The sequence below is a fragment of the Microbulbifer variabilis genome, assembly GCF_052468405.1.
Window position 1 is genome coordinate 2,362,138 of sequence record NZ_CP174343.1, and the last position, 21,986, is coordinate 2,384,123.

Consider the following 21,986-nt stretch of genomic DNA (forward strand, 5'->3'; position numbering starts at 1 on the left):
TACTCAAAAACAAGTAACAGCTATATATTGAATGAAACATCTACCTTTCAGTGAGAAAATCAAGAAAAGGGCGGGCCTGTGAGATGGTGAATTCTCCTTTCGCCATTATCTTAAACGACTATTCCCTGAAAATTTTTATAAGTTGATTCTTATAGAAAACCAATGGGATAAGAAAACCGATAAAAGCAACAATTCCATCTACAAAAAAGGCCCTATAAATACCGGTTTCAAGGTCATGAGCAACGGCAAGAATAGTGGCATTGATACCAAGAGCAATTGCACCACCAAGAAACCTAAACATATAAATTACAGCACCCGCAAGACTGGATTCTGCTGGATCGACAACGGTAACAGCAGCAGTTACTACCGCAGGGCTATAGATTCCCAAACTTGTGCCGATCAAAAGTAACGCGGGCACAAACTGAAAGTAACTCATCTCCCCTTTGAGCGTTGACAGCCAGAAAAGGCCGATACTCATGCCTAAAGCTCCAACGCATATCAACAGCCTTGCCCCCAACTTTTCATGCAGGAATCCAGAAATAAAAGCAAAAACTCCCGTAGTTACCATCATTGGCAATAGCGCAACCCCCGCCTGAAGAGCACTGTAATGATGCACACTAATAAAAAGTAACGGAATATAAACAAGCGTTGCAAAGAAAGCTGCCGCCACTAGCATTACGCTAAATCCGGCGGATAAAAAGCTGGCGTTTTCAATTAAACCCAACGGCACAAGAGCATTAGTTTTTGCCCTTTTCTCTGTATAAACAAAAGCCAAAAATAACAATATGAAAGCCGACAGCAAAAGTAAAACCAGAAAGTTTTTAATACTGTATTGCGCCAGTACATCCATTGCCAGCAGAAAGCAAAACAGTGAAATGGAAAGTGCCAGCATACTTAAGTAGTCGATATGATTATTAACCTTGCCAAACGTATCCACTGGGTACTTATTCCACCCAAGAAGAAAGACCAGCAATGCGATAGGTACATTAATAAATAGAATCCAGCGCCAACTTAAGTACTCCGTGAAAAAACCACCCAACACAGGGCCACAAGCAGTAGCCAGGCCAAGTGCAGCCAGGATAAACCCCCCGGCAAAACTCGCCCGCTCCTGCGGCAAAAGATTGTACGCCATCCCAAGGACTGCGGACCATATCAGGGCTCCTGCAAGTCCCATCAGGGCACGACAGAGAAACAACACCCAAAGCTTCTCCGCCAAGCCACCTGCCAGAGAAGAAATAGCAAAAATGAAAACTCCCACCAAAAAAATACGCCGGCGGCCATAAATATCTGCAAAACGACCACTCGCCACTATTATTACGCCATAAATCAAAGAGTAGGCATTAACTACCCAATGGATTGTCGCAATATCACTAGAAAAGCTATGAGCAATAGCCGGGAGTGCTGGAGAGAACGCAGTGAAATCACCCGCCACAAGGACAACGGCCAGAAAAAGTACCGACAGCCCCCAATAGTGCTGCCGTGACAACAGACTATTATAACGCCCCATCACTTTGCTCTAGAAACCATTCAATATATCTTAAACATTTTACACCACCCTTTCCTCCCAGTTAAAAATAATTGCTTTAACTTTTATGTACAGATACCAATAACACGATATCTCGCCAATGGAAATTAAACAAACACATAAACTATGCAAACAACTCCCCGCAGACAAGATATAAAAATCAACTTAGCGCTATAAATGAAAGCCACTACCGTTTTAAAATTTCACATAAAAGAACGACAAGACCCCACAGCCCATTACTGGAGATAAAAGAGGAGTTCACAAGAACAACACACCAACAGATTGAAATCAGGAAAACCTAGCGGCCTAATATAAAACCAAATAAATGCATTAACTATTCATAAATTTCGACGTGACACATCGAAGTTAAAATCGCTATGACTGTAATGCTACTCGCCGTTCACACTTAAAATGTCGGAATAACGGTTGCAGAAAACATGACTCACTCCCCTTGCATGCACGCTCAACAGTATCACTGCGTTCATTGTCCAGGGGGTAATTGAGGTAACCACTGGTTCTGTCGATCTCCCTTTATACGTCATCCACAGCAACCTGGCAGTTTTCACATGAGTACCGATCACTTCCACAATTAAGGCCAAAAGCAATTTGGCCGGGACCTGAGAGCCCACGTCAGCTTCTATCCAGCAATAGAAATCACGAGGCTCCCCAGGCACTCGAAGAAACAGCAAGAGCAGATTTCAAAGCATCGAACTTCTCTGCTTTGCTATAAAAAAAATATTTGCCCCTCTTTAGTTTTCTTTAAGGCGAACATGGTATAATCCTTGAGACCAAATCTCACCCCATGACTGTGAGCAGGAAGAGAACTTTTCTTCGTCAAACCATAAAGTCACACTCTTACCAGTTGCATGAGCCGTGGTTAGAAGAGAAAAAGCAACCTTACACGATTCTTGCTTGAATCCACCCTCTATATCTTCTGTGACTCTGCAAAGTGCGACACTATGAAAATTTGTGCCATTTCCGCTATCTTTTATACCAGCATTAACATTTCCGTTTGCAGCAACTTCTACTGAAGTTACTTTACCAGTACATTCAGTGCCAGAGTAAGCACTTCCAGTAGCAAAAATAAATCCCAGCATGGCAAGCTTTCCAGGATTCACAATATATTTCTTTAAATTACTATTCATATCTACTTCGAGCTATAGTCAAATTCGTCGTTAAAGGGATTGAAAGATTTGCCCTATCTACTTGATACTGTCGCCAAATAACAAATCAGTTTTTGGGTGCGACCCATAAAATAAAATATCAAGTTTGACACTTTAGGTCTATAAGAGATGGTCGATTGGTTATTAGAACCAATACACTAAAAAGAGAGCTATTGCAGATTATCGAGAAAAGTAAACCAACCACTTTCTTGAAAGTATTTCGTGTGCGCTATTTAGATGATGATCTCTAAATCGTAGTGCACAATGGTCCCTACCGGAGATTAATTTTCAAATCAGTAACACTGACGGTGCTTATAGTGCGCAGTAAAGCTTATCAGACACTACTATGTAGTAGCTTGACAGGATTTTTGAGGATAACAACTAACCGCAAATTATGTAGTGTAGTAAAAATTAAATTAGGGTATAGAGGGAATTGCTTTGCGTACTTGCTAGTTGACCCTCTTATGACTTTTACGATTTAAATATCAATGAGTTCTCACCAATCAACACAATTATAGGCGAACCTATTTTATTTAAAGTAAGAGTTGGGAAATATGTATTGACATCCAGTCGATAGCAAATTGCTCTCCAAACTCCTCTAACGAAGAAACTAACAGACCCTGCTACTTTTTAGGAGTATCTAATAAGTGGGTGGAGCCATTAAAAATCAAGTGAAATTAAATAAGTGGGCCCGCAAATGCGGGCTTTTCTAGCATCTTACTGGCGAACTAACCTCGTTGAGAATCTGGCACTCTGTCAATACGCCCATTCTTTACAACTTCCCAATAATATTCACAAACACCCCCTGGCTATCGTAATCAAGTTGGGTAAGATCATCGGAGAAGTCGGTAAAATTGTAGCCTACACCCAGTTTCAGGTGATCCCCGATATGGCGATATAGGCCAATCAGAGCACCACTCTTGCTATCTTGGGCGTCTGGAAGGTCAAGCAGGCGGCCCTCGATCAACAGATCCCAGCGCTTTACGAAGTGCCAGTCTGCTCGTAGAACATAGAGGCTGGCACGGCTGTCGAAGAACTCAGGGTCTTCTCTATCGAGGCTTAATTGCCCAAGGCGATAGGCATATTTGGCTCCCAGAGTCCAGCGGCGGGTAAGATCATAGCTGGTATCTACAGAGAAAATATGGCTCTTCTGTATAAATTCAGCTGAGGTATTTTCCACCGTAACCTGGTCTTGAGTCGGTACATTATAAAAATAAGTGTATTTCAATAACGTATTCAGACGGTCGTGATTTACCGGGCGATAAGCATAGCCCATTACGGCTTCGGTAAATTTGCCATCATAAAACTCTCCCTGGGAACTTTTGCTGTCGGAATAGTTTAACTTACCCACCAAACGCCAATCCGGGTTGAGCTGATAACTCAGGGTATTTTTTAGCAGCCAGGTGTCCCGCTCAGATTCCGTTACGGTTTCTTCATCTAATGCCGTTTCCATAATATCAGTACGGTACTCAAGCGCAGTTGCCAGGCGAATAGTGTCCAGGCTATAGCCCATATTAAAGCCCAGGGCATTGCGCTCGGTTTTGGCACCAGTACGCGGATCTTCCAGTGTGCCCGCCTCTACCGTGGTGCCGTAGGTCCAGCGGTCGTTAGGTGCCAAGTCCATACCCAAGGCGTGTGTCAGGCCGGTGGAAACATCGCCGTGGCTGTAACGCTCCTCGCCGTACATACTCAAAGTATCGGAGTAGCGGCTGCGGAAACCGGTACTCATATTCCCCTTGCGCGCACGCACGCCAGTATCACTGCGCTCATTATCCAGGGTGTAATTGAGATAAACACTGGTTCTGTCGCTAACCAGGAGATCTGTGCCCAAACGTGCTGCCATACCGGTATCGCCGCTGGACAGTTCACTATCCATTGTGAGTCGATCGCTCACTCTATAGGCGCCTCCCAGGCCAACACGGTTATTTTCCTCTCGAGTACCGGTGACCTCCATAGTGTTCTGTACAAAACCATAAGCACTCCAGTTTTCACCGGAATCGTAACTGGCCTCCACTGCCATATCGGTGCGGTCACCCTGGGTTTGGGTGGCTGCAACAACTTCAGAGAAATCTTCACGGCTGTCCGTCCTCACTCCGGAGCTGAGCCGCCAGTGATCGTTAAGGCGATAGCCGAGCATCAGGTCTGTAGCACTGGTATGCAGCCCAAACTCCTCTTCCTTGCTATCCGCTTTGAGGCCCACATCAAAACTCTCCCCAAGGGGTAGATTAATACCGGCTCCATACTGGGTGGTATCACCCTGTACAAATTGACCGGGACCGGAGAAACCTGCTTCCCGCTCCTGATGATAGAAATTCCCGGAACCGCGTAGGCTTTCAAAAAAATCCCCGACCTGCAGGCTACCCTCAACCTTGGTTGCGCCTGCTGTAGCTTCCGGGTCCAGGTTTTGCCCATCATCAAAAGTAAAACCGCCATCCAGAGAGCTAAAGCTATCCAGGTTACCGCCTTCGCTATCTGCGACTTCAACCTTTAGCCAACTACCGGCACTTTTCCGCAGGGTGAGATCAAAGCCCTGGAGGGCCGTTTCATTATCATCCTCGTCCTGCTGAGTACCACTGATACCCAACTTTACGTAATCCCCAAACCAATAGTGGGCGCGGCCACCAAATGCCAGAGTGTCCATCTCCTCAAAGCCGGGGGTATATTCGTAGCGGGCTACCAAGTACTGGGGGTTCCCGTTATAGGAGCCATCCTGAATCAATAAATTATCATTGGCCAAGGCGGAAAGGGGCTTATTGAGTAAGATACGCCCCTGGATATAGTCGATATCGTAATCGATCACCGGAGAGAGATTTTTTACTCCTAAAACCAGGCCGGAATCCTTATCCCGCACTTCTATACGCAGACGCTCAGAGCCACTGAGAATATCCTGGTGACGAAGGGAATACAGTGAGCCGCCGGTACCACGATATTCATCGCGACCGGCAATAGTGCCGGGTTCCGCTCCAAAGGCATCTACCTGGAATCGCTTTTCCCCGAAGCTGGTCATGGCATCACTTTCAAAGTGGCCGTTGGCCCCGTAAAGTGCCCGGTCTATTTGCGCCAGTTCGTTGTCAGAATAGGTCGCCTTGAAATTACCCCACAGGCCGTAGTCATCGTATTTGGATAACTTCACATAAAACTTGCCGGAAGTGGGCGCATCTTCAACTACCGTAGAATCATCACCGAAGGTGGGATAGTAAAGATCACTATCGAGCCGACGAAAAAGTGCATCCGGTGACTTTTCCATAAAATTGGAAAACAAATCATCGACAGGCCCCTCTTCCGTATCCGCACTGGCAGCCAAGCGCCAACCCTCTCCAAAACCGCCGCTGGTATAAAACGCCAGACGACCATCGTAGCTTACAGAGTTGTCGTAGTGGGTTTCATCGCCCGTCACCAGGGCCGCGGGGCCATTGGTTTTATCGTAACCAACAGTTAGGTCGGCTATCCCTACGGTAAACCAGTCATTTTTAGCAAATTCCAGATCACGCAGGAACAGTTCACCATTGCCCTCTTCATCCAGGATTGCCACTTCTACAGTGTGCATACCAGGGTCAAAAATCTGTTCAGCAATGAATTGACCTTGATCATTTACCGGTACCGGATTGCCCGCCAGCCATACAGTATGGCCCGGCGGCACCTGAGCGCCGTTGACAAGCACACTATTGCCGTCCAGGGGAATATTTCTCCGTGCGAGGCGGTTCTCACCATAGCCCACCAGTAGCTCCTGGGCTATATCCACCTCTTCATCAGACTCTTCGATACTATCTACCAGCCACAAAGTTTGCTCAGCGGTTTCATCGAAGCGGCCTTTTTTGTCATATACCCGCAGCACATAGTGGAGCTTTTTCAGTGGTGCCTGGAATTCAGTAAATTCTGCCTGCCAGTTCCCTTTTCCATATTGGTCTAACGGAACAATCGCAATGGGAGTATCGCGCAGGGATTGCTCCTCTTCAAACAGCCGCACTTCAGCCCGATCAACAAAAGATGGGTAATTGGTGTAACTGCGAAAAACTACACGATTCTCGCTAAGGTCAGTATCTGGATTATCCGCATAGCGAATGGTATTGGGCCACGCAGTGACATTTAGCCGTGGTTGCATTTTTTTGTTATCGAAACGGAATTGGATATTGGCACTATCCAGAGCCACGTCCGTACAGCGCTGCAGGTCAGCGGAGTTTTTATAAGGATCGTATTCCGGGCTGCCATCCACGGTAATACGCATCAAATTCAATGAGTAAGGATTATTGGCGATAGCCTCACGGTTAATGCGCTCGATTTCTAAGCGATCACTTTCTGCCAGTATTGCCAGCTCATCGTAGAGCACCTGCACTTCAACACGCGCTCCTTCCTCCTGGATAAAGCCGTTGGTCACCACATCGCCTGACTGCACATAACCACGCCCTTCAAACTCCACCTGTGCATCTTCGAGGCCAAGCAGTTCTTTTACCTGTTCCATTGCGCGTTGGGCACGGGCGCCAGATAAGCCAATATCATCCCCATAGACCATGGCCTCACGGCGATCCATACGCTTGTTTTCGCTATAGCCAATAAAACTTAAGCGCACATTGGCCTTGCTGGAAATTTCTGACATGGCACTGCGCATTTGCATCAGTTGCGACTGGGTAATGATGGGGTCGCCATTGTCAAAACGAATCGGTGCTACCGCACCGCGAAGGGATTCATAGGCAATAGTAATAGTTTCTGCGGCTGCAGCTTCCGGGCAGGCCTGCACACCATCCGCTGTAACTTCCAACGGGTCGTCATACCAAAATTCCACTTCCACCCGCCGGTTAAGGGCACGACCTTTAGGTGTGTCATTTGCGGCAATGGGCTGGCTGGCTCCTTTACCACTGCTAGTAATCATCGCATCTGGCAAGGCCAGTGCATCGCGCACGGCGAGGGCAACACGGCGGGCTTCACCGTGGGATTTTTCCAGGTAAGCTACCTGTTGATCTTCGGAACTTTGATTCACATCCAGCGGCAGTGCATCGGTGTGCCCAACAAAGCGCATTACCAGATTATTTTTATCTGCGAGATTTGACCGCACCTCGCCTAAACGCCGAATAAATGCTTCAGGCAAGTCTGTTTGTCCCGGCTCAAGGCGCAGGGGAATAACCAGGTTTTTCAAGCGTGCACGTTGCTCACTACCCGCAGTGTAATTAAGTCTACACACTGTTTCCTGGCGGCACACTTTTACTCGATTCAATGCCAAAGCTTCTGCTCGGGCACGTGCAGCCATGGCTTCCTCGTCTAGTGCGTCATAAGTCACCTGTACCTGAATACGACGATTTAATTCCCGCCCCGCGGTGGTGATATTATCGGCAATCGGCTCTACATCACCGCGACCTTCCACCACTATCATTTCTTCCGGTAATTCCAGCGCTTGCTGGAAGAAATCTGCAACAAATTGAGCACGAGCCAGGGTAAAATCTTCCTTACTCTCGAAATCTGCCACCAGTTCTTTTTGCATGGGATCAGAATCAGTGTGGCCGATAAAGTACAATTTGAAGTTAGGCGTCTCTCCCAGTTCGTTTAATTTTGCCCGCAATAACTCCACAGTTTCTGCCGGAACCTCGTCATCCACTGTGTAAAACGATATTGGTTCAATAAAGTCTTCTACAATAATCGGGTCAAGCGGTGGAATAAAAGTGGTGGCATCCTGCAGCCATTGATTAGTAGGTGCACGCAGCAACATACCTTCGGTATTACTACCGATAGACGTTTCCTCAAACTCAACTTCGGGCCCTTCCACTTCCGAAGCCAAGCCGGGAATTTTCTGCCATACCTGCCACCAGCTTGCTTCCTGGTACTGAGTGTCCTGCGCTGCAGCTTTCTCTTGACCTTGCACGGGAAGAGTTAAAGCCAGGGCAATCGCTGTGGCAAGACAGTGTTCGCGGCGACGGAAAGTCCTGGTCATTGTTTCCATTGAGCTACCAGAGCTGCGTAACCGACCCATATTGCTGCGCTTGACCGAGGACATTACTCCAATCCTCCCTTACTGGGCGGCGCTCCACGCCGCCAGAACACTTCAGTCTCAATATTCAAGTCGTAGTCGCCATTACTACGCGCCCACTCATCGGCAATCTCTGCCTTGATCGTTTGCAAACGCTCTTCCACCAGATCCGGATCTTCATTTTCCGCAAGGTAGGACAGGCGCAATACTGATGGAGCTTCACTGAGTTTTTCCAACAACAGCTCAATACGAGACTGCCACTGGGGACGCAACTCAGTAGAGCCTGGCTCAAATACCGCCTCGGCCATATCCAGGCGTACTACCCGATGCAAGCTGGCACCGAAGTTAAACTTCACCATCTTGCCTCGAGTTGCACGCATCACCCGCGGGTTTTCAGTAGTGAGACGATATCCGCTAGGCAAGCTGCGGTCGTCGAGCTTGAGCACAAAATTGGAACCGCGATCAGCATTTGGTACTACTGCACAGGTGATATGGAATCGCCCGTGAGCATCAGCTGTGGCATTTAAGCCGGTTGCAGTAACTACCCTTGCTCCAGGAAGGCCACCCTCACCGGCATCCTGGTAGCCGTTCATATTTTTATCATCGAAGACTTTGCCGATGACATCAGTGCAATCGAAAGTGGGGTCCGGCACCACGCGCACTGTGGCTGAGGCTTCACCGGACGCAACCTGGCTGGAGAGCTGGTTAAACATACGCGCGCGGTTGACATACTTACCCTCGCCTACACCGGAGCCGACTACCAGCAATAGTTTCAGCTCACGGGTTTGCTCGGCTTCCACACGCAGATCGGACCAGATCAGCTGTAGCCCATTCATCACCGGCTCCACTGGTTCGCCATCCATGCGCGCCGAACCAGCCACGTATTTAAAGCCTGCGGGGAAGAAGTCCACCAGCTGCAAATCCGAAAGCGGTATAGGCAAGGTATTGCCAAAGGTAATGGTGTAAGGCACCAGCTGGCTTCGGGTTACATTCAACATCGCCGCAGTTTTGGTAATGGAAAGTGCACCTTCCAGGTGCGGGTCCATGGCGATATGGTTATTGAACAGCTGGCTGTCTCCTGGAACCTGATCACCGTCCAGTGTCAGGCGCAGGTAATAGTCGGTAGCTGCATCGCGTGCTTCTATATCCAACGGTGGGAGCGCTGGAGATAGCTGTACTTCACAATGCTGAGCCGTGCCAGGAATCATATCGGCATTGCTGCCGAGGCACGCACCCACATCGAAGCCCGCAGTTTCCTCATTGGTCTGTGCAGGAATTACCAGGGATTCACCACCGACATAATCCTCATCGGCAATCTCCACTTTAATCAGGTAATCCGTATTGGCCGGACACGCAGCATCATCGAAGTTAATATCAAATTTGTAATAACCACCTGCACGGGTTACTTGCCCCTGCTGCTTTTTATCATCGAAGCAACGATCCGGCAGCTCCTGACCAGAGCTGGCGCGCAGCATAGTCAACGTAGCTCCGGTGATAGGAGCACGCAGAATAGAGTTATAAATCACTCCATTAGGCGTGAGCGGCAGGTTCAGATCTTGCGGATTGGCTCCCGACTCCACAAAGATCTCGCTGATACGCTGAGGACCATTGGTAAAATCAGAAACCGGATTACCCAGGGATGCTGTTTTTTCGCCGGCATCTGGAGCGGTGTAACGCATCTCATAACTGAGTCCACCATAGCTATTAGGTACTAGCCCCTGAAATTGGAAGTAGCCATTTTCATCGGTCTGAATGGTTTCCAACAATGCGTCATTGAAGTAGAGATCTACGGCCCAGTTCAACAATAACCGTTCATCCATATCGACTTGGTTATTGAAGTTCACATCGTGCCACAAGTAGCCTGCCAGATTGGCGATTCCCGGTGTGCCACCAACATCAAGAGCAACGCTGGCCTGATTGGTTGAAGGTGGATCATTCCAATGCACTTCCGCGGTGTTCAACACCGTATAACCAATTTCCAGGTTATCGGAGAGCTTGGCCTGGAAACGCAATACAGCACTTTCACCCGGTAACAAATCTCCATAAATAGCGGAGTAATCTGCAGTAATTACGGTACCGGCTATGCTGACTCCATCTACCTGACCATTAAGCATGGCGGAGTCTGTAACATAGGTAAGGACACCATCGCCAGCAACCATAAGATCATCAGTAATACTCACCATGGTCGCCGGTACACCACTGATATTTTCGATGGTCACCAGGTATTCAAGCACCACACCAGCTTCTGCTGCGCCGCCACCGACAACAGCAACTTCTTTTACAATCGACAACAGCTGCGCATCGCCCACAACCACAAGTGTCGGCTGTGCACCATTGGCCGGATTGCCATCCGCGTCAGTGAGTACCAGTGGCAGCTCCTCTGCGGTAACGCTGCCCTGATTGCTGATCACAGTACCCCTGGCAGCATCCACATTCACCATCACATCAAAAGTTACGGTGGCAGTTTGTGCAGAAGTAATCACACCCTCATTGGCACCCGGCAAGGGTGGCGTTAGGTCATCCGAAGCTACCGGCAATTCAGTATTTAAAAGCGACATACCACCGGCGTTATCAGCGACAGCCATACCATTTAAGGTGGTGCTGCCGGCAACATAAGTGGTATTTGCGGGCACTTGGTCAGTGAGTGCCACCTGCAGTGCATCAACGCCCCCCATATTGGATATTGCAATGGTGTAACGCAGTACATCACCGGGATCGACAATCCCCATAGAGATATTGTCCACGGCAATTGCCACCGTTTTATGAGCGATTAAAAGGGGAACATCGCCAACAATATCTATAGTCGGGTCGTTGGGAGCATCTGTAGCAGGGTCATCCGATGGCGCTTCATCGAAGGGTCCACTGCCTGCACCTTCGCCATTAACAAAGCCTTGGTTGGAAATTATGGTACCGTCATTGACATCATTAATGGTGACATCAAAGGTGATTACAGAAGCCGCGGCGCCAGTTGCAGTTGCACCAATAAAGCCATCGGCCTGGCCAGGTGTATGAATACTCATACCAGCTTCAAGAGGCGAAGCACCACTCACATCTGAAAGCGCTGAACCGTTCAAGGTCGTAGAGCCAGCTACATAGGTGGTATTCGCCGGGATCTGGTCGCGCAACATCGCATTAACGATATTTTCGTTACCGGCATTTTCCACGCGAATGGTATAGCGCAGGGTATCCGCCACCATCAGTAAATCCGGGTCACCGATGATATCTGCTGAGGTTTTGTGAATCACCAGCAGTGGCTCGGACTCAATTAATATCTGGGTAGGATCTTCATCATCCGCAACGTCAGGGTCGTCAGTACCGTTGATATTGGGATCATCACTGTTTTTCAGTAGCTGGCCAGGCAATTGCACCTGGGCCTGGTTCAACACCGGCGTACCGCTGTCGATCACAGCTGCCAAAGTGACCTCGTATACCAGCTGAACAGAATCACCAGTATTTCCTGTGGCCGCCAAATCCAGGTTTTTCACCTGTAAAAAGCCGCTGCCATGTGTGCCAGCAGATGCATCAGAGTTACTGCTATCGCTACCCACCGGCGCTGTCACCAGTTGTAGTGAACCCGACTGGAACAATGGCAGGCTGTTCAGGCGACCCAGATCATCAGTAATTTCAATGCCACTAACATCTGCACCACTCAGGTTGGTAAGCGTGAGTGTATAGCGCAGTACATCTGCTGGAGTGGCCAAAGTTGCCGGATTTTCTGCACGGGTAACATTCTCAACGGTTTTGTAGAAAGTTACCTTGGGCACAGAGGCGCTTACGGTATAGGCATCTTCGTGATCGAGTACGCCTGGCGTGCCATCAGTGGGCGCCGGGCGTGTGTACTGGCGTGCTTCCGGTAAGCCACTATCCCAACTGTGCCAGAGTTCCACACCGGCAATATTGGTCAGTGTATCGCCATCGATGGTATCCACGTCCAGGGTGGCATCGTAACTCAACAATAGGTGGTGGTCCGCAGCCAGCATAGCCGCCGCACCCATGGAGGTGATCGTCAGAGTGCAGCTGGCTTCATCAAAAACCGTATTAAAGTCAGTTCCTGCTACCAGAGTAGCAACCGCAGTGCCTGCACCATCAATAATTTGCGCAGCAAAATTATTCGGAGGAGTTTCACACATACCACCGGGATCTTTATCCGGCAGAATATCGGTCACTGTAATATCCCATGCGGGGCCAGTGCCAACATTGTGAAGGTCGAGGGTGAAGGTACCTGGCAATCCAGACTGCACACTGGCAGGGCCGGTTTTAGTCAGGGTGATGGCCGTTGGCTCCACTACCTGCATATCAAGGGTCGTGTTTCCGGCACCGGCACCCTGCCCGGCGGCCGCATTATCATTGTCGTAGTTATAGCTGTAGCTGGCGCTATTATTAAATGCCAACCCATCCACATTGGGTGGATTGCTGTCGCGCAGGCGCAGAGTCACATCAATAACCACCTGTTCACCCGCCGGTACATCAATGCCGCTAGTGGCATCGGCAATGACCAGCGCAGTGCCCGATCCACTATTTTCTGGAGTGAATACGTTGCTGCCCGATACTTTTGCCGCGCCGACAAATTCCATGTCGGCTGCAGAAGTACTCAGGTCCATCAGCACACTGACATCGTGCAGGGCTGTGGGCTGCACGGTTTCCGGAATAGTGATGCGGTAATTAAACGGTTCGCCAATAGAGGCTGTCGGCTGGGTATTTTCAATAAGCAACGGCGCTGCATTGGGCGTATTGAACTGCACACTGACTGGTGCTGTAGGACCGTAGTCCTCACGCATATCTGTGGTAACCGCGGTCGCACCCAGGGATGGTAAATTATCGTCATCCAATGAGTAATACAGCTCGACATAAGCGGCATTTTGCAGATTGAGACCTGCCCCCAGATTGGCATCTGCCTGAACGCGATACACCATCTCCAAAGCCTGGCCAGGATTAATGGCATAACCTGTGCCCGCAGAGAAATCCCAAACTGCCGCACCAGTGGCGTTGTCAAAAGTCGGGGCAACAATAGTTGCTGCAGCGCCATTCACAGTAAGGGACTGCACATTGACACCGCCTTGGCGCAGGCCAATGGGGATCATGTCGCGGAAGACCGGATCGTAGGCCGGCGCTGATCCGTTATTGGTAATCGTTATGGTGTAATCGACAATATCACCGGCAGACAAGGTAGTGCCGCCAGCAGGGGTAGCGCTGATTGCCGCAATGAGATCCGGCTGTAACAGGTCCAGGGTATCACTATCATTTCGCAGCTCGGCACCGGCGGCGGCATCGAAAGTGAATTCCACATTATTGGTTAGCGCTGTATTACTGGCCGGCCAGGGGTGTACGTCCTTATTCAGAACCCTTGCCTGATAGCGAAGTATAAATTCATCGTTAGTGAGATTGTTATCACCACTGTTGATCAGCTGTGCAATATTCCAGCTCAGTGTTGTCGGGCCGGTAGCGGGATCACCGGTCTGCACAGGTTCGGCAATATCGTTATGAGCAAAGGGTGCCGCCGATGCGAAGGGTGCAGTAGTAACGCCATTAATTGATTGGGTACCTACAAACACCATCCCCTGTGGCAGGGTATCGACAATTAAGGTATTGGGAGAGGTGCCCTCTGGCAGGGACAAACGCAGCTCGTATTCCACCAAGTCACCGACACGCAGCTGTGCATCTGCACTACCGTAACTGTCGTTAACGCGGGTCTTACTGATTGTGCTGTCATTGGCAGCGGTTAGCTGAGCGGCAATATTTTCCAGCACATAATCATTCAAACCACCAATACCATCGGCACCGTTTCGCTCGTAGGGGCTACTGTTATCCTCATCCAAACTGGTCCACTCAATACGGGCAGAGGCAGACAGCGAGGCTTCAGCCAGCACTTCATCCAGCACCAGCACATCAAATACCAGTAGGCTGTTAGTGCCAGCAGCGATATCCAGGTCGCTGTTTGCGCGATTCCACTCCAGTAACTGCGCAGCATTAATACCATCCCCACTCACAGTAGGATCAGCCTGGGCGACACCGGCAAAGATCACACTGCCCGGAACAAATGCCAGGCCAAGGGACAACTGCTCCCTGACCAACAAATCGTAAGCAGCGGTGTTTTCCGGATTACCTGCGGCGGTGAGATCCAATGTGAAACGCAGGATATCGCCAGCATCCGGGTCGTTACCAGGGTTAGTCTGGTTAGCCACAGAATTTGTCGCAGACAAATCCGGCTCCACGATAGTTAAGGTCGGTGCAGTACCCGTGCCACCGGCTTGAATCACACCACCGCTTGTAGCGGCATAGGAATAGCTGGCTTCATTATTGAAATTATGACCCGCCTGTGCCGTTGCATTATTTGCAACCCGGGCACGCAACTCGAAAATAGCGACAGCACCAGCCGGAATAATATCCAGGGCCAGGACAATATTGTTGTTAGTGGTGTTATCGGTAAATGCACGGCCATTAATTTCCTGCAGCTGGATCAGCTCCAGGCTCGGGTCCAGTACATCGGTAATTTCCACATCATAGATGGCCGATGTGGTTGCACTACCTGGAACCTGTATACGGTAAACCACTTCCTCGCCCACTGCTGCCGTAGCAGCACTCTGCAGAGTTTTTTGCGGCGCAGTGACTGTGGTGGCGACAGTTCCCATCGGATAGGGTGTACCCAGTGGAACAGGAGCGTATTGCTCTCCGCTTTTTGCCGGCAGTGACCAGAATTCATTGACCGTGAAGGTATTTACCCAGTTTTCGCCACCGCCAATATCAGTATAAAAGCCAATTTCGTAATTGATATCCAGGCAGGCTCCCGCTTCGACAGGCACCAGGAAAGTGAACTGCATATCGTCGCCACGATTACCTGGCGCTGTGTAGGTGTACTCGGTGCCCTCTGTGAGGAGTGTGCCATTCAAAGTGACCTGCAGATTGGCGATGGAGGCCTCATCCATCTGAGTAGCCAAGTCATCAGTCAGGGACAGATCGTAGGCTGGCGCCAAACCGGAGTTACAGGCGTGCAGAGTAAACTGCATCACATCGTTGGCCGGGTCCACATTCATATGGGAGCTTGGCCAGGTAGCGTCCGTTTTTGTCAGGCTGTCGATCACCGGCTGCAATATCGTAATGTCGGCACTATCTTGCAGGGTACTGGCAGCGCCGGTGTAATTAAGAACGGCTGTATTGGTCAGGGTCGCAGTCGGCGCTGCAATACCCGAACCCGCCACTACTTTGGCGGTGTACTCGATAACAAATTTATTGGTATTGCCGAAGTTGCTGAGGATATCTCCCAGGTTCCAGGTGACCGTACCTGTGTCTCCTGCTGCGGGCACAGCAATGGCTGAATAAACAAAATCATTCAGGTTGTCGTCGTAGGGCGCAGCAGTATCACCATTCACACTGACAATGGAATTAAATTCCAATCCGCTCGGCAGTGCATCATTAATAGTCACTGCCGGTGTCGTACCCGCTTGCAGGTTCAGGGCCAGTTGATAGGTAACCGTATCGCCAACCCTCAGCGTGCCTACTACAGAAGCAGTATCAGAATCTGCAACAACCGTTTTCACAATACCGGTGTTGTCCACAGTATCAATACTGGCTTCAGCCGGACCCTCACAGTAATCGTCCGGTGCGGATACTGCCGGGCAGCCGTCACCATCACGCTCGTAAGCCAGCTGGTTAATGCTGCTGTCGTCGAGGGACGTCCAGTCAAGCATTACGCTGTTGCTAATCGGCGAACCAAATACTCCTGTTACCTGGGTTCGATAGGTAATAACTAAAGTTTCACCAAGCTGCAGGTCCAGAGTGTTATCGCCATTATCACGCCCCCAAACCAGAGGGCCAGTGGGTGCTGCCGCAGGTGTTGCAACAAAACCAGTAACTGCACCACCATTAATTAATGCAGTTGGGGTAAAGCTGCTATCAAACTGCAACTCCGATGGCAGTGTATCCACTAAATTCAGATCAAATGCTGCAGCAGTAGATGCGGGATCATGGGCAACGGTAATCACGTACTCCAGTACATCGCCACCCACTGGCAAATTGCCCGGGTTAGTCGCATTGCTGACCGCTTTATTGATAGTAAGCAGAGGTTCCACCACCGTAACTGCGGCGGTATTGTCATTTAAGTTTTCTGTCGCCCCACTCTCACCGTTACTATATGTCAACGCCGCACTGTTCTGGCGGGTGTCACCATTATTGGTCGCAAGGTCATTCTCCACGCGAGCGAAATAAGTAATTCTTATTAAGGGGTCCAGAGTGCTGGCGGCAGTATCATTTTCACTGGCAGTATCGACTGTACCAATATTCCATACAGCGTTACCGGAAGTATTATCAGTAGGGAAACTGTTAAATGCCCCCTCAGACGGGGCCGCACCATTAATGGTTTCAATACCTACAAAATCATAGGTAATATCGAAATCCGCATTGTGGCTCAGTACATAGCCTTCCGGGCTGCCGAGCTGGTCAGTAATTACTACACTCTGGCTTATGCCTTCAGGTAGGCGGATTTCCAATTGGAATTTTTTATGCGCACCTATAGTAGGAACTACAGTGGGCTCAAGATCGGTTTTAACCAACTGTAACGCTGGCACCTCTGTCTGGGCACTAGCTGTAGTTTCGTAATCGTTAATCGGATCGCCGGTATTGGGTAACACACCAATACGCATACCATCGTCTGCACCACCGGTGCCGATAGAATTACTGCTGTTTAAAGCAATATCATTGCCCGGCAGGGACTGCCAGCGCGATTGGATGGTGTTATCCAGGATTTCATGGGGCTCTACGCCCTGCTCTACCCGGACATCAAATGTAAAGGTTTTAGTCTCGCCTACAGCAATGGCGTAATCCGCATTGCTGCGATTCCAGCTGAAGATGGGCGCATTGGCTCCGATAGTAGTGACATCGACAACCTGAGGCGGATCAGTACCACCGATATTGCCCAGGTAAACCAGCTTGGTGCCTGTGAGATCGTCGAGCACATGCAGATTGTAAGCTGCCGCAGTACCAGTATTTTCTGCCGTTACAGTAACGGTAAGAATGTCATCTGCATCGCTGTTAGCAACTGAAAATGACTTATTTAATTGTATTTTCGGTTCCTGTACAGTAATTGCGTGAGAATCAAAGGGTACAACTACGGTAGTCCCTGCTTCATCAACATAACTCACCTGTGCAGTGGTATAGCTACCGCCATTCCCAAGCACATCGCCGTCATCAGTATTGCTGCTGTTCTCAATACGTGCAATAAATTCCACCGGGAAATCAAAAAGGCTGCCCGTGACAGTGGTAAGCTCCTGATCACCAAAATCCCACTGTACATAGTCGGCTGTGCCAGTGCTCGTACAGGTAGCATTAAATGTACCACCGGGAATAAAGCCGGCGGCATCGTAAGGTGACGTATTCAGGTTAACCGCTTGCCCTTCGATACAGCGCATACCAGCCGGCAACTCATCACGAATTACAAAGTTACGCAATTTGGCCGCGGGAATTTTCGCTGTCAGTTTATAGCGGACTTCCTCTCCGACAACGGCTGTATCGCTGTTGGTGCCACTGGCAGTGCCATTAGAGAACTCCAAGGCTTGTTTAGGCTCCGCCTTAACTTCAATAATTTGCATACGCGCTTCGGCGTCTGCAGATTTATAGTGGCGTGCACGCCCTGCTGCAGGAGTTCCATCACCGATACCATCATTATCCGCATCGCTGTCGATTTGTGGCGCACTCTGGTTACCAAAGTCTCCTTCCAAACTATCATAACGAGCATAGAAGGTATTTGTAAATGTCTGCAGCGGTGCTACGGAACGATGTGGTTTCACTCGATAATAAAGAGTGACAGAGTCACCCGGGTTAATACGCTCAAGGGCCGTAGAATGTTCATAAGAGAAGGTAATTACTGCCGGTGTCCCGCCATCACTGCAGTGGAGGGCTTCAGAGTAGTCATTTGCTCCAGTAGTTATACCCACCAAGCCGTCATCGCCTGCGATGGTCTCTGAGGAACCATCTCCATCGTTGTCCAAACCATCACTATCCAAGGGCTGCACGCACATTTGCCCGGAAACATCTAGTGTGTCAGTTACAACCAAATCATAAGCAGGGGCTCGATTTACGCCGCCATCGGACGTACGATTAGTTAAAGTCAGGCGGAAAACATAAGTTTGGTCACGATGACCCTCGTTAGTAAAATCAACGAAATTTGCACAGCTGGTGCCTATACCATGCAAATTTTCGTTACAGACTTTTTTATCGATTTCAATGTGGGGCTCAGAAACAGTAACAGATTCGGACCACTCGGAAATATCGGGAAAGCCGGGTACTGTTGTAGGCACACCATCAATATTGGTCAGCACCCCACTAGTATTATAATTATCTACCACGATGGTTTCGGTATCAAATACTGCGGTAAATTGCGCACGAGCATAGTCGGTACTGGGGTTTGCATGCTGATTGGGGTCAGCGCTTTCAGTATCTATAGGATCATTTAATAGACGCGTGGTCATATCCGATAGGAACCAACGATCCCGTTCGGTAATTTTTGAAGTTACCTCCCATAGAAAATCTGTCTCGCTAAGGGGAATATTCAGGCCTCCACCTTCTACAATATCACCAGAGGAAATTACAACACAGTTAGCCTGAGAAACCGGATGCGGCAGAGTTACATCTACACAGTTTAGCGGCGCATCTGCTATATAACCCTGGCCATCCGGTAAGTCATCACGCACATCAATATCGCGCACTTCAATCAGAGTAAATCCGGGTGTGTCAAAGCCAAACCAGCCACCGGCCTGGATTTCAAAGCGGCACTCTTCACCAATAAGAACACTGCTATTGGGGAATGCTGCCTCAGAAGTCAATTCATTACACTGATCAGAGCGTTCCTTGATCAGATTAAAACCCATTACACGAGCGCGCATGCCATCGAGGGTGTAGTTATTAGCCAGTTGTTTACCTGGTGTTGTTTCAGTCAGAGTGGCCGGTTCAGGAAAGTTCAGGGGTGTATCATCCGATAATGTGATCTCCCCCACCACATCGGCACGGAAAGTGAGATCGTCATCGGTTGCCGCGTGGTTTTTTTCCACTTGAAAAACGATACGCTCAGTTGTTCCGGGCTCAATAACACCTCCCAAGTTGGTGGTATTACATCGATAAACAATTGCTGAAGAAGGAAGGTAATCTGGCTGATTCCATACAGGATGCCCAGGTACAGTACCTGGATTTGGACTACCAATCGCAGTACAGGCACGATCGCTGGACAATACTCTCATTGCCTCACCGAAAGTCACATACACACTAAAATTATCCGCATCATGACCACCGTTGTTGGTCACATCCACCGTTAACTCGGAGGTGCCATTGTCCCGTACGATATACAAAGGGTGTACTGTACTAATATCAAGATCTTCTGGATCTGGTGTCACCGATTGATTTTCAACCTGGGTAGGCGGATTGGTGCCAGGACAGAAATCTTCATAATCAATAGTTAGAACATTATCAGATAAACGGATATTGCTGTTCGGATCTTTGCCATTTGATGCCGACTCCTCTTCAACATCAAGATCGGCAATCTTGTCATAGAAATTTGGTTCGGTGGTGACAATACGAAAGCGAATCTGAATTTCATCGCCATAACGCATCATATTTTGCTGATCTGAATAGTTGGGATGTACAGTGCTACTCAATAGGCGAAATTCTGGTTTGTTGTTTTTTAGAGGGTCTGTATCCCACTGATTCCAGTTGCTCCCCACGCGCCATTCGAGAGTATCTGCTTTACCCGGATAAGTGGCACTATAACTTGCACTATGATTATCTTCACCGCGACGTTCGCGGACAATTTGCGGTGTATATGTGGTATCTACCACATACTCATCAGGCAGATCACTAACGAACTGGATATCCTTAACTGATCCACCTGTCCGGTTATTGACAGTAACAGTCACAAAACCAGCCGAACCCAATGGCTGGTTCAGGTTTGTACCGGTTATCGCCTGGGTAATATTGAGGTCGGTAGTTACCAGGGCCCGCATTTCTTCGGAGTCAGGTCTTGGGGCATTTGCCGTGGCCGGATCAGAGATCCCCCCTACTCCGGTATCATCATCAATTTCACAACCCCACTGCAAGTCAGAGACAGTATTTGTACCATTGCTGCAAGAAGTATTGACTTTACCCACCAGGTAAATGTTTAAGGTTGAATTTGCAGGAATATCCGTACGTCCGGGGCCATTGGAGAAAGCTCCACTCAACTCAAAATTATTAATGCTGTTATTCGCAGATACACATCCAGAACCTACCGGGTTTACTCCATTATTATTTGCAACTGAAAGTGCTGCACTTTCACTGGGGCAGGCATAATTGATATCCATATTGGGGTTGGTCATCAAATCATCGAATCGCACATCCTGCATATCGGCATCTCCACCATTAGAGATAGCGATACGCCAGATCACATCATCATTGATATTGCCGTAAACATCGTTGGTATAGTTGGTCTGCGCCGCATCAATATTCCTTCCACGTTTATCCATGGATGGAAGGGGTTCGCGTATGTCCAGCTCAATACTGTCTGTATCTGTTGTAGTGGGATAACTACAATATTCAAAAGTCGCTGTAGCATTCAGGGTACGATTGTTGTTTACCAGATCCTCTTCTCGGTCGACCTTACTGCGTACACCAAAAGTAATTGTCATCGTGGTGTTTTCATTGCGCGCGGCAAGTGCGGAGAGATCATTCTGATCCCAGCGAATAACCGTCCCGCTTATGGTAGGCTCACTCAATACAGAGCCTGAACTTACTCGAGTAGAACCCGGAATATACTCTAACTCAGAACTACCCAGATTTTCCGTCACAATAATATTTTCAATATGCTGGGTTCCCATAAAACCACTGGAGATTCCAGGCACATCAATCTCTATCGTTACCTGCCCATCTCCACAGAGTTCACACCAGCTATCACTGAAGCGGTGATCCAGAATATTAAAGTTAACTGGGTTATCGGGAAAAGAGGGACAATTATGGTCAGCCAGGGCCTGCGGCGCGAACATGATTGCCCAGATACATAGCAGTACCAAGCCAGCAAGCAAATTATTCCAGGATTTCCGTCCAGTTACTTCTGACATCATCGTCACTTATAGCCGCCACTTTTCTATTTCAAAACCCTTGACAATGTCCAAGAACACTGCCGCCGAACAGACACAGTCCGGTGCGCGAACTTTAAATACAGGGTGAAAAAGTGGCCGTGAAGCAGGTCATAAATAACAGTCAGGTAAGGGAACTTTTTTGGGGATTGCCAAGTGGTTCTCAGGCTGGGGGATAGAAAAGACTGATCAAGTGGAGGGGAAGAAACCCAACTCCTCGACGCCTTCTAAAATAGCAGCCTCCTTCTCAC

Annotated in this window: 4 protein-coding genes; all 4 read right to left on the bottom strand. The window is 48.9% G+C overall.

Going from position 1 to position 21,986, the window contains the following annotated elements; genetic code table 11:
- Positions 1-118 precede the first annotated feature (118 nt).
- The 4 genes from ACJJJB_RS10910 to ACJJJB_RS10925 all read right to left on the bottom strand — a co-directional run bounded on the left by ACJJJB_RS10910 (position 119) and on the right by ACJJJB_RS10925 (position 21,720).
- Positions 119-1,507 carry an MFS transporter gene (locus tag ACJJJB_RS10910; RefSeq protein ID WP_445366232.1) on the bottom strand — a complete coding sequence of 463 codons (1,389 nt, stop codon included), beginning with the start codon at positions 1,505-1,507 and terminating at the stop codon, positions 119-121.
- A 767-nt stretch (positions 1,508-2,274) separates the two neighbouring features.
- Entirely contained in the window at positions 2,275-2,670 is a 396-nt protein-coding gene (locus ACJJJB_RS10915) for a hypothetical protein (protein ID WP_445366233.1), read from the bottom strand.
- A gap of 790 nt (positions 2,671-3,460) precedes the next feature.
- Positions 3,461-8,671: an OmpA family protein gene (locus ACJJJB_RS10920; RefSeq protein ID WP_445366234.1), complete on the bottom strand. Its 5,211-nt coding sequence runs from the start codon at positions 8,669-8,671 to the stop codon at positions 3,461-3,463.
- Complete coding sequence (locus ACJJJB_RS10925; protein ID WP_445366282.1) at positions 8,671-21,720, bottom strand: isopeptide-forming domain-containing fimbrial protein; 13,050 nt, start codon at positions 21,718-21,720, stop codon at positions 8,671-8,673. Before ACJJJB_RS10925 ends, ACJJJB_RS10920 begins: the two co-directional genes overlap by 1 nt.
- Between the last annotated feature and the right edge of the window lie 266 nt (positions 21,721-21,986).

Bases quoted from the DNA above. Each gene is read 5' to 3' on its own strand.
- ACJJJB_RS10925 (WP_445366282.1), bottom strand. From the start codon at position 21,720: ATGATGTCAGAAGTAACTGGACGGAAATCCTGGAATAATTTGCTTGCT.
- ACJJJB_RS10920 (WP_445366234.1), bottom strand. From the start codon at position 8,671: ATGTCCTCGGTCAAGCGCAGCAATATGGGTCGGTTACGCAGCTCTGGT.
- ACJJJB_RS10915 (WP_445366233.1), bottom strand. From the start codon at position 2,670: ATGAATAGTAATTTAAAGAAATATATTGTGAATCCTGGAAAGCTTGCC.
- ACJJJB_RS10910 (WP_445366232.1), bottom strand. From the start codon at position 1,507: ATGGGGCGTTATAATAGTCTGTTGTCACGGCAGCACTATTGGGGGCTG.